The sequence below is a fragment of the Gemmatimonadota bacterium genome, from assembly GCA_041390125.1.
Lineage (GTDB): Bacteria > Gemmatimonadota > Gemmatimonadetes > Longimicrobiales > Gaopeijiaceae > JAGQIF01.
In genome coordinates, this window is the sequence record JAWKQN010000002.1 from 97743 (window position 1) to 116023 (window position 18281).

12 protein-coding genes are annotated in these 18281 nt (G+C 71.8%); 6 read left to right on the forward strand and 6 right to left on the reverse strand.

The annotated features are described in order from the left end of the window. Positions 1-188: 188 nt before the first annotated feature. Positions 189-1640: a serine hydrolase gene (locus R3E98_00365; GenBank protein ID MEZ4421832.1), complete on the forward strand. Its 1452-nt coding sequence runs from the start codon at positions 189-191 to the stop codon at positions 1638-1640. Between the two features lie 274 nt (positions 1641-1914). Then, complete coding sequence (locus tag R3E98_00370; GenBank protein MEZ4421833.1) at positions 1915-2262, forward strand: hypothetical protein; 348 nt, start codon at positions 1915-1917, stop codon at positions 2260-2262. Between the two features lie 11 nt (positions 2263-2273). Here R3E98_00370 and R3E98_00375 read toward each other — a convergent pair whose 3' ends face one another. Further along, positions 2274-4868, reverse strand: coding sequence for a response regulator (locus R3E98_00375; protein MEZ4421834.1), 2595 nt, complete (start codon positions 4866-4868; stop codon positions 2274-2276). A 292-nt stretch (positions 4869-5160) separates the two neighbouring features. Between R3E98_00375 and R3E98_00380 the strand changes: the two genes are divergently transcribed. Continuing rightward, positions 5161-7083, forward strand: a complete 1923-nt coding sequence (locus tag R3E98_00380) for an ABC-F family ATP-binding cassette domain-containing protein (GenBank protein ID MEZ4421835.1) — start codon at positions 5161-5163, stop codon at positions 7081-7083. A 25-nt stretch (positions 7084-7108) separates the two neighbouring features. On the opposite strand, the gene R3E98_00385 is transcribed toward R3E98_00380, so the two are convergent. Beyond that, positions 7109-7810 (reverse strand): hypothetical protein, encoded by a 702-nt coding sequence (locus tag R3E98_00385; protein ID MEZ4421836.1) that lies wholly within the window; start codon positions 7808-7810, stop codon positions 7109-7111. A gap of 273 nt (positions 7811-8083) precedes the next feature. Here R3E98_00385 and R3E98_00390 point away from each other — a divergent pair, with 273 nt between their 5' ends. After that, positions 8084-11392: an amidohydrolase family protein gene (locus tag R3E98_00390; GenBank protein ID MEZ4421837.1), complete on the forward strand. Its 3309-nt coding sequence runs from the start codon at positions 8084-8086 to the stop codon at positions 11390-11392. Between the two features lie 86 nt (positions 11393-11478). Here R3E98_00390 and R3E98_00395 read toward each other — a convergent pair whose 3' ends face one another. Genes R3E98_00395 through R3E98_00410 form a run of 4 tightly spaced genes read right to left on the reverse strand, consistent with a single transcriptional unit; the run spans position 11479 to position 16285 of the window. Then, complete coding sequence (locus R3E98_00395; GenBank protein MEZ4421838.1) at positions 11479-12918, reverse strand: DUF839 domain-containing protein; 1440 nt, start codon at positions 12916-12918, stop codon at positions 11479-11481. A 1-nt stretch (position 12919) separates the two neighbouring features. After that, positions 12920-14452 (reverse strand): P1 family peptidase, encoded by a 1533-nt coding sequence (locus R3E98_00400; GenBank protein ID MEZ4421839.1) that lies wholly within the window; start codon positions 14450-14452, stop codon positions 12920-12922. Then, on the reverse strand, positions 14449-15639 hold the full coding sequence (locus tag R3E98_00405) for an FAD-dependent oxidoreductase (GenBank protein MEZ4421840.1): 1191 nt from the start codon (positions 15637-15639) through the stop codon (positions 14449-14451). Before R3E98_00405 ends, R3E98_00400 begins: the two co-directional genes overlap by 4 nt. A 52-nt stretch (positions 15640-15691) precedes the next feature. Next, a complete protein-coding gene (locus R3E98_00410) occupies positions 15692-16285 on the reverse strand; it encodes a hypothetical protein (protein ID MEZ4421841.1) in 594 nt (197 codons plus the stop codon). 175 nt (positions 16286-16460) lie between these two features. Between R3E98_00410 and R3E98_00415 the strand changes: the two genes are divergently transcribed. Together R3E98_00415 and R3E98_00420 are read left to right on the forward strand one after the other, a co-directional pair. Further along, positions 16461-17102, forward strand: a complete 642-nt coding sequence (locus R3E98_00415; GenBank protein ID MEZ4421842.1) for a hypothetical protein — start codon at positions 16461-16463, stop codon at positions 17100-17102. A 126-nt stretch (positions 17103-17228) separates the two neighbouring features. Further along, entirely contained in the window at positions 17229-18260 is a 1032-nt protein-coding gene (locus R3E98_00420; protein MEZ4421843.1) for a YncE family protein, read from the forward strand. The last annotated feature ends 21 nt before the right edge of the window (positions 18261-18281 follow it).

An 18281-nucleotide genomic window follows, 5' to 3' on the forward strand; every position in this document is an offset into this window, starting at 1 on the left:
GGATCGTGGCAATGTCGTTACAGGGGGGTCGCGGGGGAGGGGGGCGGGAGCGGGCCGGCCGTCGGCCCCGGACCGGTTCGCGTCGGCGGCCCCGCTCCTCCTATCATCCCGGGACGGGCGGGCCAGCCCTGCCCACCGCGGCCTGCTCCGTCACTCCCGGCCCGTCCCCGACTCCGGAGGAACCACCCATGCGCCGTCTGGTCCTCGCACTCGTGCTCAGCGTCTCCGCCCTGCCGGCCGCGCTCGTGGGACAGCAGCGGGAGGCCTACGACTACTGGGCGTTCGACCGCGAGCTGATCCAGCGGGGGGTCCAGGCCGTCCTGATGTGCAACGGCCTCTTCACGTCCCAGCGCACGCTGGAGCAGGTGTTCGACCAGGAGTTGCGCTACCTGCGCGCTCCCATCGGCACGGCGGCCGGCGGGGACTACGTGGTGGACCGCGACCGGCGCGGTGTCGCGGTGGGCGCCGAGGGTGGGTACGTGCCGGTCATGCGCGCGGTCTTCCGCGAGGGGCTCGGGTGCATGGTGCTGGCTCCCGACCAGGGGTGGGACGCCGTCGCCGGGCTGCCCGAGCTGACGCTGCCGGCGCCGACGGGGGATCCCGCCACCATCCCGTGGCCGGACGGGGACCGCGTGGAGGAGATGCCACTCCCCGGGAACGTGGACGCAGCGGCGCTGCAGGCGGCGTCGGACTGGGCCTTCGATCGGCCTACGGCGGAGCAGGTCACGCTCAGCCTGATGGTGGTGCAGAACGGACGGATCCTGCACGAGCGCTATGCCCCCGGGGTGGACGCGAGCACGCGTACGCGCACGTGGTCGACGGCGAAGAGCATCGCGGTGACGCTGATGGGCATGCTGGCGGACCAGGGCCGGCTGGACCTGGACGCGCCGCTGCCGTTCGAATGGTTGCCGGAGGCCGCATCGCCGGAGACCGACCCCCGCCGTCGGATCACCCTGCGCCACGTGCTCAACATGTCGAGCGGGCTCGAATCCATCGACAACCGCGGGCTCGAGTACGCCATCGGGTCGGGGCTGTCGTACTGGGCCGGAGCGAGCTCGGTGGTCGGAGCGCGCAGTCGCGCGCTCGTCCGCGAGCCGGGCACGGTGTGGGACTACGAGAACTACGACACGCTGCTCGGAGTCTACGCCATGAAGCTCGCGCTGGGGGATCCGCAGACCTACCTGGAGTACCCGCGCAAGGCGCTGCTGGACCGGATCGGGATGCGCAACACGCTGGTGAGCGCGGACCGCTTCGGCGACTTCATCCTGAGCAGCCAGGTCTATACGAACGCGCGTGACCTCGCCCGCTTCGGGATGCTGTACGAGCAGGACGGCGTCTGGAACGGCGAGCGTCTGCTGTCGCGGGAGTGGATCGATTTCGTGCGCACGCCCGCGCCCGCGACGTCGGAGACCGGCAACTTCTACGGCGGTCAGTTCTGGCTCGTGCCGGATGACCGCACGGACGTGCCGGCCGACGCGTACTCCACCGCAGGCAACCGCGGCCAGTTCGTGATCGTCGTGCCGTCCCACGACCTGGTCATCGTGCGGCGGGGTCTGGACTGGGGCCGGCAGGGCTTCGACCGGTGGGATCTCACGCGCGAGGTGCTCAAGGCGGTGCGGCCGCTGGCGTCCGACCACTGACGCGCCCCCGCTCCCGCGGCCGAGCGGGCAGGGCGGCGTCGACCCGGGCGCACGCGGCCGAAGCGTCGGCCTGGGACCGATGCCGGAAGTCCTGTTGCCGCCTACTCTTGCACCCTGCCGAGCGGGGCTGCATCCTGGCATCGTTCGGTGCGGGTTCCGGCGCCCGGCCGCGACCCGCAACCCCCCACCGGGCCGGGATGAGGATGGGTGCTGCCGCCAACCAGACCGCCTGCGCCGGTCGTGCCGCCACGGCGCGACCGGTAGAGCGCGCGTGGTGAAGCCGTCCCGACCTTCCGGGGGCTCCGCGCCCCCGACCGGGGGTGCCGGCGCCGGACCGGAGGATGGCGACGGCGCCCGCGAAGCCCGGCGGCTCCAGGCCGAGGCGCTGCGCCAGGCCGCGGTCCGCTTCGCGGAGATCGGGGCCTACGGGATGGCGCTCCGCTCCTGGGGCGACGCGGCGTCCCTCTCGCTGGCGGCGTTCGACTACGCGGCGGCCCTCGAGTCCCTGCGCGAGATCGAGACGTATTGGGCGCGGATGGGCGAGACCGAGGTGGCGTTCGAGGCCCAGCGCTTCATGGCCGAGATCGAGGAGCGGTTGCGCGGTCGGACCGGCGAGGGCTGAGCCGGGTCGGCTCAGGAGCCGATCTCGACGGGATGCCCGGGCCTCGCGGGGTCGCCGACGCCCCCGCCGCGCCCCCATTGCTCGAGCACACGGTGCAACTCGGTCGGCTTGATGGGCTTGGCCAGGTAGTCGTCCATGCCGGCGTGCAGGCAGCGCTCCCGGTCCCCTTCCATGACGTGCGCCGTCATCGCCACGATGGGCAGGTGGCTGCGTCCGGCTTCCTCGGTCCGGATGCGGGCCGTGGCTTCGAACCCGTCCAGCTCCGGCATCTGGCAGTCCATGAGGACCAGGTCGTAGGACGAGGCACCGGCGCGCTCGACCGCCGCCTGTCCGTCGACCGCGAGGTCCACCTCGCAGCCCGCCCGCTCCAGGAGGCTCACGATCACCATCTGGTTCACCGGGTTGTCTTCGGCCACCAGGACCCTGAGCCCCCGGGCTTCGGTCGCGTCCTCGGCCGCGCGATGGCGCAGCTCCGACAGCGTATGCCGGGTGATCAGGCGCCGCGGCGGAATGGAGCCGGCATGGGCGACGGCGGCGATCATGCCCACGAGCTCGTCCGCCAGCACGGGCTTGAGCAGGCAGCCGGAGAACCCCGCCCGCAGGAGGCGCTCGCTGTCCCCCGAGCGCTGGAAGGAGGTCAGCATGATCAGCGGCACGCCCCGCGTGCTGGGATTGGCGCGGACCCGCTCGGCCACGTCCACCCCGTCGAGGTCGGGCATCTGGTAGTCGAGCAGGATCAGCCCGTACGGCGCGTTGCGCGCGGCCGCCCGGTCCAGCATCTCCACGGCCTCTTCACCGCGCGTCGTCACGTCCACGCGCGCCACCACGTCCCGGAGCTGCTCGGTCACGAGTCTCAGGTTCACGAGGCAATCGTCCACCGCCAGGACCCGCAGATGCCCGAGGTCCACGTCGAGTGCCTCGGCCGGGGGCGCAGGCGCCGGAGCGAGCGGGACCTCGAACCAGAAGACGGAGCCGACCCCGAGCCGCGAGCGCGCTCCGATGGTCCCGCCCATCAGGCCCACGAGGTGACGGCAGATGGCCAGGCCCAGCCCGGTGCCGCCATAGCGGCGCGTGGTCGACCCATCCGCCTGCGTGAACTTGTCGAACAGCTGTGGGATCCGATCGGGCTCGATGCCGATCCCGGTATCCTCCACCTCGAAGCGGAAGCGCTCCCCCTCCGGCCCCGCAGCCACGGTGCGGATGCGGAGCGAGACGCGGCCGTCGCGGGTGAACTTGAGCGCGTTGCCCAACAGGTTGGTCAGCACCTGCCGGATGCGTCCCGGGTCCCCGATCACGTGGCGGGGCGCGTCGCCGGCGTAGAAGACGGACAGGTCGACGTTCTGTTCACGCGCCCGGAGCTCCAGCATCCCGACCACGTCGGCCACGGCCACGCGCAGATCGAAGGGGACCGGGTCGATGACCAGTGCTCCTGCTTCGATCTTCGAGAAGTCGAGGATGTCGTTGATGATGGTGAGCAGGGAGCCGGCGGAGCTCTGGATGGTCTCCGCGTAGTGGATCTGCTCGGGATCCAGTGGCGTGTCGAGCAGCAGCTCGGTCATGCCGATCACCCCGTTCATCGGGGTGCGGATCTCGTGGCTCATGTTGGCCAGGAAGTCGCTCTTGGCCTGGTCCGCCTGCTCCGCCGCCCGCTTGGCCTCGCGCAACTCGGCCTCGCTCTGCAGCCGCTCCGAGACGATGGCCGACAGCGTGACCGTGCTGATCCAGGTGGCCAGACCGAAGAAGCCGACCCAGATCAGGCTGCTGGACATGTCACCGCGGAACAGCGGCCCGGTCCCGAGCGCGGTCCATACGAGAGCCGTGACCGAGAGCACGAGGTTGGCCAGCGTCACCCAGAACGGCGTGGCGCGTAGCGCCGCCCAGATCAGGAACGGGAACGTCGTGTACTCCAGCGGGAGGCTCGCCACGATGTCCAGATGCCCATGGAACGACACATGGGCGGCGAGCGCCACCGCCAGCACCAGCGCCACGCTCTCCAGTCGTCCAGCGCGTCGCTCTCCGCATCCGCCCACGCCCTGCACCGCGAACGGGGATCCCGCCAGCACCATGCCCAGGCCGTGCCCGACCGCCCACATCCACCCCACCCGCAGGAGGTCGAGCGTGGTGCGCTCGGACGAGAGCGCCAGTCCCAACGTGCCGAACACCGCGCCGGCCGCACCGGCACCGAACGCCGCCGCCAGCAGGAGGAGCACGCCGCGGAAGTGGAAGCGGTCGCGGTCGAACCGCGAGAGGAAGCGGGCCGCGACGAAGATCTCGGTGGTGGCGCCGAGGGCGGTGGCCACGACGTGCACGGGCGCGCCGCCCGTCAGGTGCGTGACGGCACCCGCACCCAGCAGCGCCACCGGCCAGACCTGTCGACCCCAGCGGGCGAGCAGGCCGAACGCGAAGCCGCTGGGCACGTAGACGAAGTAGGCGGGCGGGATGTCCCACGGCCCGGGGCGGAGGACGGCCAGACCCAGGGCCACGTAGGCGAGCGTGCCGAGCACCAGGACGGCGAAGCTGCGCAGCTCCGGCGACATCGGTGCCGGTTCGGGGAAGGGCGCGTCGGGCTCCCGTCGGACCTCGTGCCGGTCGAGTGGGTCACCCATGATCGCGCTGCGCACTCCGGGGACGGACGGTCGGGCCGTGGGAGGCGGATGTGCCTCGAATCCCCGACGCCTCCGGGGAGGCGCCGGGGACCCTCGGTGCCGGCACGCCGAACATGGATGCCGGTCGGTTCCGGTACCCACCAGTATCGGCCCGCGCCGCGCCGTGCTTGAGCGGGACAGGGACGATGCGCATGCCTCCGGGGGACGCAGGAGCCGGGCCAGCCTTCCACGACGGGCTCCGGACGGCCATCATTGAGCGCTCGCTCCTCCTGGCCCCGCGCACGCCGTCTCCGTGATCTCCGTCTCCAATCTCGCCAAGTCCTACGGCGATCGGACCCTCTTCGAGGGCGTCACCTTCCAGCTCGACGCGGGAAACCGCTACGGGTTGATCGGCGCCAACGGCTCCGGCAAGACGACGTTCCTCGGGATGCTGACGGGGGACGTCCCGCCGGACGAAGGCACCATCGCCATCCCCAAGCGTCTGCGACTCGGCGTCCTCAAGCAGGATCAATTCCTGTACGAGGAGCAGCAGATCCTCGAAGTGGCCATGATGGGCAATCCGGAGCTGTGGAATGCCATCGTGGAGAAGGAGGCGCTGCTCGCGCGGGCGCACGAGCACTTCGATGCCGAGCGCTTCTCCGAGCTGGAGGACATCGTCCAGCGCCACGACGGCTACACGGCGGAGGCCCGCGCCGGCACCATCCTCGAAGGCCTGGGCCTGCCCACGGCCATCCACCGGCAGCCGCTGTCCACGCTGTCCGGCGGCTTCAAGCTCCGCGTGCTGCTGGCGCAGGTGCTCGCCAGCGCGCCCGACGTGCTCCTCCTGGACGAGCCCACCAACCACCTGGATATCCTGTCCATCCGCTGGTTGGAGAAGTTCCTGCGCGACTTCGCCGGTCCGGTCGTGGTCATTTCGCACGACCACCGCTTCCTGGACGCGGTGTCCACCCACATCCTGGACGTGGACTACCGGACCATCCAGCTCTATCCCGGCAACTACTCCACCTTCCTCGACGCCAAGCGTGAGGAGCGCGAGCGGCGTGAGAAGGACATCGCGCAGCGCGAGAAGGAGATCGCGCACCACCAGGACTTCGTCGACCGCTTCAAGGCCAAGGCCAGCAAGGCCCGTCAGGCCCAGAGCAAGGTCAAGATGATCGAGAAGAAGGCGGCGAGCCTGGAGTCGCTTCCCAACAGCTCCCGCCGGTATCCCTCCTTCGCGTTCGCGCAGGTCCGCTCGAGCGGCAAGGAGGTGCTGACGGTGCGCGGGATCTCCAAGGCGTACGGTGCCAAGCGCGTGCTCGACGGCGTCGACCTGGTCGTCGAACGCGGGGACCGCGTGGCGATCATGGGACCCAACGGCATCGGGAAGTCCACCCTGCTCAAGATCGTGATGGGCGAGCTGGACGCCGACGCAGGGTCTGCCGCGTGGGGCTACGAGACCCACCCCGGCTACTTCGCGCAGGACCACCACGAGCAGTTCGAGAACCCGGAGCGCACGGCCGAGGAGTGGATCTCCGGCTTCTGCCCGGGAAAGGACGTCGGGTTCGTACGGGGGCAGCTGGGGCGCGTGCTCTTCTCGGGGGACGACGCCAAGAAGCGGCTGGGTGCGCTCTCCGGCGGGGAGGCGGCGCGGCTGGTCTTCTGCCGGTTGGCCATCCTGCGCCCCAACGTGCTCGTGCTGGACGAGCCGACGAACCACCTCGACCTGGAGTCCATCGAGGCCCTGGTGGACGCGCTGAAGGAGTACGAGGGCACGATCGTGGTGGTCTCCCACGACCGCTGGTTCGTGGGGGAGCTGGCCACGCGTATCGTGGAGATCGGGCCCGAGGGCATCCGCGACTATCGCGGCACGTACGAGGAGTACGTGCACTATTGCGGGGACGACCACCTGGACGTCGACACCGTCGTGCTGAAGGCCAAGCGTGACAAGAAGGCATCCCAGTCCCGGACGCCCCGGGTCGACCCCGCGCCCAAGGGTCGCTCGCCCGGATCGGAGCGGGAGCTCGCCGAACGGCGCGATGCCGTGACCGAGCGGATCTCGGCCGCCGAGGCGCGCCTGCAGGAGATCGACGCCGTCTTCGCCGATCCCGAGACCTGGACGGACCGACCGCCGGAGGACATGGCGGAGCTGCAGACGGAGCGGAGCCGGATCGAGACGGATCTGGAGCGCTGGATGGCGGAGTGGGAGCGCCTGGAGACGGAGCTGACGCGGTAGCGCAGGTCGTGCTCCCCTGGGAGGATCAGGGTCGCGGGGCCGCGCAGGAGGCCTCCTGCAGGAGCGCGCAGGCGCGCAGGCGCAGGTGCTGCTGCCAGCCGTCGGGAGCGGGTCGGGCGATCACGTCCTCGAGCAGAGGCCTGGCGGCGGCAGTGTCGCCGCGACTCAGCAGGAGCGCCCCGAGTTCGAACGCATAGGTGGCCTGCCGCGGCGCCAGCTCGTGAGCGCGCCGCAGGTGGTGTGACGCGCTCTCCCAGGATGCCTGCTCCAGGAGACCTCCCAGGCCGAGACGGCCTGCGACCCAGCGCGTCAGGCCCGACAGCCGCAGGACGCCCGCATGCAGGCGGCCCATGACGTGATGCGCACCGGCGTGCTGCGGGTCGCGCTCCAAGGCGGCCTCGGACGCGGCGAAGGCCTCCTGTCCCAGGCGGATCTTCGCGCGTGTGCCAGCCGTCTCCGCCTGGAGCGCGGCGAGCGCGGCCACCCAGTACAGCGCCTCCGCGGAGGAATCCGCCGCCGCGAGCGCGACGGCCCGAACGCGGGCTTCGTGGAGCAGCGCGTCCCGCGCGTCGGACAGCAGCGCCTCGCGGAGCCAGACCTCGGTGGGAAGGTCCGCGTTGCGCGCGGCCGTGACCCGGTGCCGGAGCAGCGGTGGACCGTCCTGGGCGAGGAGAGAGGGCACGAGGAGCAGCCAAGCGGCCGCGGCGATCCATGTCGGACGGGGCATGCGCGGGACCTCTTGCAGGATGTGTCGGTGGCCAGGAAACGATCGCGCCCGAGCGCAAGGATTGCGGACCCACCCGGCTGCCGGCGGGCCTCGGTTCGGTAACGGTCCCGCGTGCCTGGGTCCGGCCGTGGCGCCCTTCGTTCGGCTCGGTGCGGAGAGGTCGAGCACCGCGTACACTGGCGTCGACCCGCGCGGCCGTTGATGATGGAGCGATCCGGTGCGCCGCGACCCGAGCGCGGCGGCCCGCCCGTTCCGCCCACCGAGCCCGCCCCCATGTCCGAGCTCCGTCGCCTGCTCCCGGCCGCCGTCGTCCTCCTGTCGTCGCTCTCCGTCCCGGCGGCCGCCGCGCAGGACGCCGCCGTCCTCCGGGCGCGGCACGACTCCACCGCGAAGGACCCGCTCCCCCTCCAGCCCGGTCGCACGCTGGACCTGGACCTGACGGAGGGGTCGTGGATCTCGGTGGACGTCAGTCCCGACGGGCGCACGTTGGTGTTCGACTACCTCGGCGACCTCTACACGCTGCCCATCGAGGGCGGGACCGCGACGCGGATCACGTCGGGGATGGCGTTCGACGCGCAGCCGCGCTTCTCCCCGGACGGGTCGCGCCTCGTCTTCACGTCGGACCGGGACGGTGGCCAGAACATCTGGACCATGGCGCTCGACGGCAGCGACACCGTCCAGATCAGCAAGGGCGCCGCGAACCGCGCCGAGTCGCCGGAATGGACGCCCGACGGGGCGTACATCGTGGCATCGATGGGGGATTTCCGCGGAGCCCGGCAGCCGACGCTCAAGCTCTTCCACGTGGACGGAGGCACCGGCGCCTACCTGATCGAGGGCAGTGCGCCGCGCAAGGCGCTGGGGGCGGCCTTCGGCGCGGATGCGCGCTGGATCTGGTACGCGGAGCGCACCGGCACGGGAGACTGGACCTACAACGCACAGCTCCCGCAATACCAGTTGAAGGTCTACGATCGGGACACGGGGCAGAGCTACACGCGCACGTCGCGCTACGGATCGGGGTTCCGGCCCACGCTCTCGCCGGACGGCCGCTGGCTGGTCTACGGGACCCGGCACGAGGACGAGACCGGTCTGGTGCTGCGCGACCTGCAGTCCGGTGAGGAGCGCTGGCTGGCGTATCCGGTCCAGCATGACGACCAGGAGTCGCGCGCCACGCTGGACGTGCTCCCGGCCATGTCGTTCACCCCGGACTCACGTGCCCTCGTCACCACGTGGGGCGGGAGGCTGTGGCGGGTGCCGGTGGTGGGTGGGGACGCCGCCGAGATCCCCTTCCGCGTGCGCGGCGCGCTGGCCCTGGGACCGGAGGTGGACTTCGACTATCCCATCGAGGACTCCGCCACCTTCACGGTGCGGCAGATCCGCGACCTCGCTCCATCCCCGGACGGGAGGCGCCTGGCCTTCACGGCGCTCGACCGGCTGTGGGTGGCCAACGCCGACGGGAGCCAACCGCGTCGTCTCGGAAGCCTGGACGTGGCCCAGCAGCACCCGGCCTGGTCTCCCGACGGTGCCTGGATCGCCTTCTCCACCTGGGACGGCGCCACCGGTCAACTGATGCGCATCCGGTCGGACGGCAGCGGCCAGCCCGAGACATTGACCCGCCAGGGTGGACTCTACGTCACGCCGGCCTACGCGCCCGACGGCCAGCGCATCGTGGCCCTGCGCGGCACGGCGCGCTCGTTCCTGGAGTCGTCGTCGCCAGGGGCGGCGGGATCGGCGGACGAGCTGGTCTGGATTCCTGCTGCAGGGGGCGAAGCCACCCTGATCGCGCCGGCCCAGGGCCGCGACGGTCCCCACTTCGCCGAGGGCTCCGATCGCATCTGGCTGACGGGTCCGGGTGGCACCCTGCGCTCGCTCCGGTGGGACGGGTCGGACGAGCGCGTGCACCTCAAGGTCACGGGCCCCACACCTGCGGGTTCGCGCGAGCCCATGGAGGCCTCCATGCTGAGGCGTGCGCCCATGGGCGACCAGGTCCTCGCGGACGTCAACGGCGAGCTCTACGTGATCACGCTGCCGCGCGTGGGCACGGACACCCTCACCGTGTCCGTGTCCGACCCCGAACGGGCCGCATTCCCGGCGCGCCGCCTGACCGAGATGCGCGGGGAGTTCGCACGGTGGAGCCCCGACGGGCGGAGCGTCCACTACAGCCTGGGCAATGCGCACTTCCTCTACGACCTCCAGGCGGCGCGTGCATTCGCCGACAGCGTGGACGACGCGCGAGCCGCCGCCGACTCGGCCGGGGCCCGGGCGGACGCGCGCTACACGCCCGCCGAGCACCGCGTGCGCATCACCGCCGAACGCGATCTCCCGACCGGCACCGCGGTGCTGCGCGGCGCGCGCGTGATCACGATGCGGGGGGAGGAGGTCATCGAGAACGCCGATCTGGTGATCCGCGGCAACCGCATCGCCGCGGTGGGCGCGCGCGGCAGCGTGGAGATCCCCGACGGCGCGGAGATCCTCGACGCGACCGGACGGACCATCGTGCCCGGCTACGTCGATGCGCACGCCCACATGTGGCCCTCGTGGGGCGTGCACCGGACCGACCAGTGGATCTACGAGGCCAACCTCGCCTACGGCGTCACCACCACGCGTGACCCCCAGACGTCCACCACGGACGTGCTGACCTACGCGGATCTCGTGCGGGCCGGCGAAGTGATCGGACCGCGCATCTACTCGACCGGTCCCGGCGTCTTCTGGCAGGAGAGCGTGCGCGACCTGGAGCATGCGCGCTCGATCCTGCGGCGCTACAGCGACTACTACGACACCAAGACCATCAAGATGTACGTCGCGGGCAACCGGCAGCAGCGGCAGTGGATCCTGATGGCCGCTCGCGAGCAGGGCCTCATGCCCACCACGGAAGGATCGCTCAACCTCAAGCAGAACCTGACGGAGACCCTCGACGGCTACCCCGGCCTCGAGCACTCGCTGCCCATCTATCCGCTGTACGACGACGTGGTCCAGCTGTTCGTGGCCTCGCGCCGCGTGTACACGCCGACCCTCCTGGTCTCCTACGGGGGCCCGTGGGCCGAGAACTGGTTCTACGAGACGGAGGAGGTGCACGACGACGCCAAGCTCCGACACTTCATGCCGCACGAGGAGGTGGACCGGGTGGCGCTACGTCGGCCGCAGTGGTTCCGCGAGGATCAACACGTCTTCGAGGATCATGCGCGCTTCGTGCGCGATCTGGTCGCTGCCGGGGGCCGCGTGGGGGTCGGAAGCCACGGTCAGCTGCAAGGCCTCGGCTACCACTGGGAGCTGTGGGCCCTGCAATCGGGTGGACTGCCCGAGCACGAGGCGCTGCGTGTGGCCACGCAGTTCGGTGCCGAGGCCATCGGCCTCGATGGCGACCTGGGCTCCATCGAACCGGGGAAGCTGGCCGACCTGGTGGTGCTCGAGCGGAACCCGCTGGACGACATCCGCAATTCGCGCAGCATCCGCTGGGTCATGAAGAACGGGCGGCTCTACGACGGGGACACGTTGGACGAGATCTACCCGCGTCAGCGCCAGCGGCCGCCGTCCTGGTGGAGCAGCCGCGAGCCGACGGGCGTCCCGGGTGTCGGCCCGCGGTAGCCGCAGCCGATCTTCCGCCTGAAGCGCAGGCAGCGGGCGCCCAGCGGCGTCGAGCCCGTCCTGCGACGGCGGCCTGATGGAATCCGCTACAGCGGACCCTCGTGCCAGGGCCCCCAGACGGCGTACGTGGCGCTCGCGAGGGTCTCTCCCCGGCGCCGCCCGCCCTGGGTGTTGAAGAACAGCACGCGCCCGTCCGGGCTGAAGCAGGCCCCGGCCATCTCGCCCGCGGTCTCCTCCGATCCGGCGAGGTGGCGCACGACATCGATGATGCGACCGTCCGCGTCGAGCCCGCGGACGTACTGGTCGCCGCGCCCGTCTTCGCACATGAACAGCGCCCCGCCGGGACGAAGGCAGATGTTGTCGGGCGCGTCCAGCACGTCGGGTGAGGGCGACTCGAAGACCAGGACCAGCTCGCCGTGGTCGGGCCCGGTGGGCCGATAGAAGAACACCTGGCCGGCTTCGGCGTCGCCGCCGTTCGTGCTCACGATGTAGATGCCGTCGTCGACGGCCGCCGCCCCTTCCAGACGGGCGAACACCGCTCCGCCCGCCGAGTGACCCTGGCGGAACACCGCGGCCGGGTCGTCCTCCGCGTTGGCCGGGTCGGGATCGGCGATGTCGACCCAGTGGACGGGAAGCACCGCACCTTGCGTCTGACCGCGGGCGGTGACGTAGCCCGGCCGATCGTCGACGGCCAGCATCTGCAGGCGCCCACCGGCCGCCAGGGTTCCGGGCTGCTCCGGGAGGAAGCGGTAGAAGCCCGCCCCCGGCCGGGTGGCGTCGTCGGGCACGTACCAGGCGTCCTCGGTCTCGTAGACGATGCCGGTCGCCGGATCCACGGCGATGGCCTCGTGCACGAAGCGTCCCATGGCCACGAGCGGCACCGGCGCCACCGGTCCCGTCGCGGAGGCCGGCACCTCGAAGATGTACCCGTGCGGCCGCTCGAATCCGTGGCCCGCGCCCCAGGTGTTCTCCTCGCACGAGAGCCAGCTCCCCCAGGGCGTGGGGCCCCCCGCGCAGTTGACCCGGGTCCCCGCCAGCGAGACGAACTCGTCGACGAGCTCCACCTCGAGGTCGTCGCCGACGCTGCGGATCCGCACCTCCAGGGACGTGGTGCCGCCGCTGGCCAGCGGATCGTAGGCCGGTGTGGCGAGCGTCACGCCGGCCCCCGCGTCGTCGACCATCTCGTGGTTGCGGATGAGTCGCAAGTTGCCGTTGGGGAGCCGGAAGACCGCCATCCCGTCGAAGGCGTTGGGAACGTCCAGGCCGCCGCGCACGGTCGAGGGACGCGCGCCCTCGCTCAGGCGCACACACCGGAAGCCGGGTGGGATCTCCAGCTCCGAGATGCCCGGCGCCGGCACCAGCGCGCCGTAGGAAGGCGCCCGGACGGCGCCTTCGCTCGCCGCGCAGCCTGCGAGGCTCCACAGGCCGGTCAGGGAGGGCGCGAGCAGGGCACCGCCCCCGGCCCCCGCCGCCCGGCGGAGGAAGGCGCGGCGGTCGAGCGGAGCGAACGGACCGTTCTGGATCATGTCAGCGTCGTGGGGGAAGGGAGCGGTTCTGGTCGAGGGCGCCGTACTCCTCGAGGATCCGGCGCGTGGACGCAAGTGGCAGGGCTTTGTACACCCGCCCGCGCCCGCGGACGGTCGTGGCCTTGAGGAGGGCGTTGTAGATCGCCTCCTCGGTGGCCTCTACGACCGCGGCGAACAGCGGTGACATCTGCGCGTTGGAGAGCGAAGGCAACGCGCGCGGCTCGGGGTCGTCACGGGGCCGTCGCACGGACTCGGCGGAGGAGAAGGCGATCACGTAGTCACCGGAGCTGTTGTGCATGAACGAGCCCGTGCGACCAGCACCCAGCATGGCCCGCTCCGAGAGGCGTGCGAGCGCCGCTGCCGTGAGGGGAGCGTCCGTGGCCACGACGATCATGAGGGAGCCGCCGTCTTGCGCAGACGGCTGGGGAGGCGCGTCCGGCACCGAGAGCGCGGCTTCGTAGCTGAAGGATCCCAGCGCGCGTCCCACGGGAGCGCCGTTCATGCTGAGCGTGCCACCGAAGTTGGTCTGCACGAGCACGCCGACGCTCCAGCCTCCGAGGGACGCCGGGAGCAGCCGCGAGGACGTTCCGATGCCCCCCTTCCAGCCGAAGGCGGTGGTGCCCGTGCCGGCGCCGACGGACCCCTCGGCGACCGGCCCGGAGCGCGCATTGGCGAGGGCCTCGCGCACGTGTTCCGGGCCGATGGGATCCACCCACATGTCGTTCAGCCAGCTGTCGTTGGTCTCCCCCACGACCGGATTGATGGTGTGGTCGGGGCCCGGGTCGGCGTCCATCAGCGTCCAGGCCAACCCCCGGGCCGCCGACCAGACGCAGAGCGTGCAGGTGAGCAGCACGGGGGTCTCGATCTCACCGAACTCGCGGACCTGGGTCTCTCCGATCAGCTTGCCGTACCCGTTCGCGCTGTGGATCCAGGCGGGTACGGGGCGGGCGTACAGGTCGCCGGCTGCCGGCACGACGGCCGTCACACCTGTGCGGATGCTGTCTCCCTCCATGACGGTCGCATGACCGACGCGCACGCCGGGGACGTCCGTGATGGCGTTGTGCGTCCCCGTGGGGAGCACACCCACGACGAGCCCGATCTCGCGCGCTCGCGGGCGCACGGACCCGTCGTCGCGGTAGTCCGGAGCCGCCCCGTCGGCGACGGTCTCCAGGGACAGGCTGACGGAGCCCCCGGACGGATCGGTGCACGATCCCGCGAGGGTCCGGGTCCCGCGAAGGCTGCACTGCACCGGACCGCTCATCCCGGAGCCCTGGAACGCGAACGCGAATCCGTCGGAGCGATCCACGTCGTGCAACACCATGCCGCTTCCGGCGTCGAAGAGCAGATCGCCGTGCGCCACTCCGGCGTTCGACCAGACATGCAGCGTCCAGGACTCCGTGGCACCGTCCGGGTAGCGCGCGGTGCCCCTCCAGAGCCCGGAGCGATCCTGCGCCGCGGCGGTCCCAGTTGCCGCCAGCGCCTGCGCACACAGGTACAGCGCGGCCTGTGCGTTGCGGCGGCCCCCACGCTTCACGACGCCTCCTGCAGCCCGGTCCACCGGGCCGGCTCGGTGCGACGCGGGCCCAGCGCCCGCCAGCGGAAGCGGTGCAGCCAGGGATTGTCCCGCCCCTCCACCGCATCGGCGGCGAGCGCACCGAGCAGCGGGGCGAACTTGTATCCGTGCCCGCTGCCTCCGCTGGCCACGAACACGCCCGGGCGATCGGGGTGGCGGTCGATCAGGAAATCGTTGTCGAACGTCTCCGTGTAGACGCACAGGCGACGTTGCACGATCGGCGCCTGCGCCACCTCGGGAAGCGCTTCGGCGAGGAAGGTGCGCAGGTGGCTCTCGTGCTCGGGCAGCACGACCCGGGGCGCACCGGGCGCCAGCGGGACCCCGGGGCCGTGATTGGCGATCTTCAGGCGTCCGTCGGGCAGCGCCGGGAAGCCGTACCAGCCGGAGCGGGCGATGTCGGCGGCCCACACGCGGAAGCCGGGCGGCCGGAAGCGGTCGGGATCCTCGACCCGCAGGTGGAAGACCGGCTGGCCGACGGCGCTGATCCGATCCGACAGCTCCGGCAGGAGCAGAGGGGTCCAGCTCCCGGCGGCCACGAGCACGACGTCCGCCCCAGCGGAGGATCCGTCCGTCCAGCGCACCACGGGACCGCGCGCGTCGTGTTCGATGGCATGCGCGCACCGGCCCTCCTGGAGATCGACTCCCATCTCCGCTGCACGCTGTGCCAGCTCGACGAGCACGCGGGCGCTCGGAGACCAACCACCATCCAGGTTGAGATAGCCGTCCACCCAGGGGCCGGACGACCACAGGGGGAACGAGTCACGCAGCATACGCGCGTCGACGCGCTCCACGCGCTGCTTCCGCTCGAGGGCCACGCCCCAGGAATCGTGCTCGAACGACCCCGGAACCAGGGGACGGCGCGACAGCAGGAGGAATCCGGTGCGCTCGAAGGCCGGCCAACCCCACTGCTCGTTCCACTCCCCCCATCCTCGCACCGCCGCTTCGGCGAGGGCCGTGTAGAACGCGTCGGCGCCGTAGTCCGTGCGGACGATCTTGCTGATGTCGTTGGACGCGGCGTCGGCGTGGGGCAGGGGGCCCGGATCCGCGACCTCGACCCTCCACCCGCGCGCGCTCAGCTCGAGCGCGGCCGTAAGCCCATAGATGCCGGCCCCGAGGACGAGCGCGCGGCGTGGATGAGGAGTCTGCATGGCCGGACGATCGGGTGCGCCGGCGCCGTTCGCAACGGGACGGGCGTCGGGGTCAGGAAGGTCCGCCCATCGGCTCCGCGCGGGTGACCCGCAAGGTCAGCAGGCCGCCGCAGGTGGCCGCGGGCGCGAGGGTCGCGTGCACGCCCACGCGTTCACCAGCGGGGAGAGCGCGTGCCGCCTCCCCCGTCAGGCCGAAGACCTCGGTCTCCGACATGTGCAGCGTGGTGCAGGATCCTTCCGTGCCCACGGTGCCCTGCACGCGCACGGTGCCGTCCGCCTCGGTGACCAGGAAGGGATCGGCGAAGCGCACCGGCCGCTGGTCCGCGTAGGCCATGTAGAAGAGGTACGTCCGTCCGGGCTCGACCCACGAGGGGATCTCCGCCTCCACCCGGACCAGACCGTCCTCGTCCGAGACGCCCTCCCCGAGGATCTCGTGGGGGCTGCCGATCCCGCCGAAGCCCACCACGATCGGCGTGCGGCCGGTCAGATCCCGCACCGTCACGGTCACCTTCGCCCCCTCGGGGCCGCCCCGCGGGTCCACCTCGAGCGCGACGGCGGAGAGGGTCGCGCGCGGGCCCGACGATGCCGGCCGGGCCGCCAGGAGCGGGAGGGCCAGCAGGAGCAGCGGGAGCGTGGGACGAAGCATGGCTCGGCGGGTCCGTCAGCGAGGACACGGGCGTGGGAGGAGGATCCTACCCCGAATCCGCCGTTCCAGCCACGCGCGGCGCACTGCCGAGGTGGACAGAGGGGGGTGGGGGGGGCGTATAGTTCAAGATTGAACTTCCTCATCCATTCCCCACCCCCCGTGCAGGAGGCTGTCCATGAAGCTCGTCCGTTGGATGATGGCCCTGACCCTCGGCCTGGTATCCGCCTGCGGTGGCGGGGACGGCGGGACCGGACCGGTGAACCCGCCGCCCCCCGCGACGCAGACCCTGGCGTCCGTCCGCTTCCCCAGCACCACGCTTTCCCTCACCGCGGGTCAGGTCACCACGCTGACGCCGCAGGCGATCGACCAGAACGGTGGAGTCATCGCCAACGTGAGCGGCTTCTCGTTCTCCTCGTCGGACGGCGCCGTGGTCGAGGTGGCGGGCGGCGGCGATGCGCTGGGCCTCTCGGCCGGGTCGGCGACGGTGACGGCGACACTCACCCGGGACGGCGTGACCGCGTCCGCGACGGTGACGATCACGGTCAGCGGCTCGCTTCCCACCACGGCCACCGTCACAGCCGGTAGCAGCGACAACACCTTCACGCCGCAGACGTTGGTCGTGGCCCGCAATGCGGTGGTGACGTGGGGCTTCGGCACGCTGCTGCACAACGTCACGTTCGGAGCGGCCACGGGCGCGCCCTCCAACATCCCGAACTCGAGCACCACGCAGGTGGCGCGGACGTTCGCGACGGCCGGCGATTTCCCGTACGACTGCACCTTGCACTCCGGGATGTCGGGGACGGTACGCGTGCGGTGATCCGGTGACCCGGGCGGAGCGCTCCGGCTGCTCCGCCCGCCCGGCACCCGCATCTTCCGGGCAACGCCCGGGCGGGGCGGCGGCGTCCCACGGGGACGTCCCGCCCCGCCGCCCTCTGGAGGTCCCATGCCGCAACTCCGCGTCGCTTCCTCGCTGCTCCTCTGCTCCGTCCTGTGGGCCGGTGCAGCGCCGCAGGAACCGCCTTCGGGCACGGTGCTCGTCGCCAACATGGACGACGACTCGGTCTGGCTGGTGGATGTGGCCACGGGGGAGCGGCGCGGACGCATCGCCACGCACATCGCCCCCCACGAGATCGCGGTGACCTCGGACGGCACCCGCGCGGCGGTGACCAACTACGGCGACGAGCGCGGGCCGGGGAACCAGGTCCAGCTCTTCGACGTGCGCACCGGCGAGGTCACGGGTGAATTTGCCGTGGAGGGATACGAACGCCTGCACGGCGCCGCGTGGATCGACCGCGACACGCGGCTCGCGCTCACCTCGGAGCGGACGGGGGAGATCCTCGTGGTCGACCCCGCCACCGGAGCTGTGGAGCGCGCCCTGCCGACCGGGGGGAGGGCGTCGCACATGCTGGCGTTGGCCGCGCCCTGGGTGTGGACGGCCAACATCGCGGACGGGACGGTCAGCCGCCTGAGCCTCGGAGGAGGAGCACCCCCGACGACGTGGCCCGCCGGCACACGCACGGAGGGGATCGCCGCCACACCCGACGGCGCCGAAGGCTGGACCGGCAGCATGCAGGGCGGGGAGGTGGTGGGGGTGGACGGCGCCAGCGGCCGGATCGTGCACCGCGTCGAGGGGCTCGGAGTCCCCTACCGCCTGGCCATCACCGCCGACGGGAGCACCGTGGTCGTGAGCGATCCGGAGAGGCACGTCCTGGGTCTGATCGATCGCGCCAGTGGGGCACTCACGCAGGTGGACGTCGGCGCGGCGGCCCGGGAGGCCGGCCTGGACGGCGCGCCCTCGCCGCAGGGGTTCGTGCTCTCGCCGGACGGCCGCTGGGCGTTCGTGTCCACGAAGAACGTGGACCGGGTGGCAGTGGTCGATCTGCGCGCCGGGCGCGTGGTGCGGTTCCTGCAAGCGGGCGACGGCCCGGATGGCATCGCCTTCAGCCCGGTGCGGAGCGGCGTCGGGCCGGAATGATCCGCGCCGGCCGCGCGACGC

Coding starts and splice junctions, on each gene's coding strand:
- R3E98_00415 (MEZ4421842.1), top strand. CDS start 16,461: ATGAAGCTCGTCCGTTGGATGATGGCCCTGACCCTCGGCCTGGTATCC.
- R3E98_00395 (MEZ4421838.1), bottom strand. CDS start 12,918: ATGATCCAGAACGGTCCGTTCGCTCCGCTCGACCGCCGCGCCTTCCTC.
- R3E98_00410 (MEZ4421841.1), bottom strand. CDS start 16,285: ATGCTTCGTCCCACGCTCCCGCTGCTCCTGCTGGCCCTCCCGCTCCTG.
- R3E98_00385 (MEZ4421836.1), bottom strand. CDS start 7,810: ATGCCCCGTCCGACATGGATCGCCGCGGCCGCTTGGCTGCTCCTCGTG.
- R3E98_00375 (MEZ4421834.1), bottom strand. CDS start 4,868: ATGGGTGACCCACTCGACCGGCACGAGGTCCGACGGGAGCCCGACGCG.
- R3E98_00365 (MEZ4421832.1), top strand. CDS start 189: ATGCGCCGTCTGGTCCTCGCACTCGTGCTCAGCGTCTCCGCCCTGCCG.
- R3E98_00405 (MEZ4421840.1), bottom strand. CDS start 15,639: ATGCAGACTCCTCATCCACGCCGCGCGCTCGTCCTCGGGGCCGGCATC.
- R3E98_00390 (MEZ4421837.1), top strand. CDS start 8,084: ATGTCCGAGCTCCGTCGCCTGCTCCCGGCCGCCGTCGTCCTCCTGTCG.
- R3E98_00420 (MEZ4421843.1), top strand. CDS start 17,229: ATGCCGCAACTCCGCGTCGCTTCCTCGCTGCTCCTCTGCTCCGTCCTG.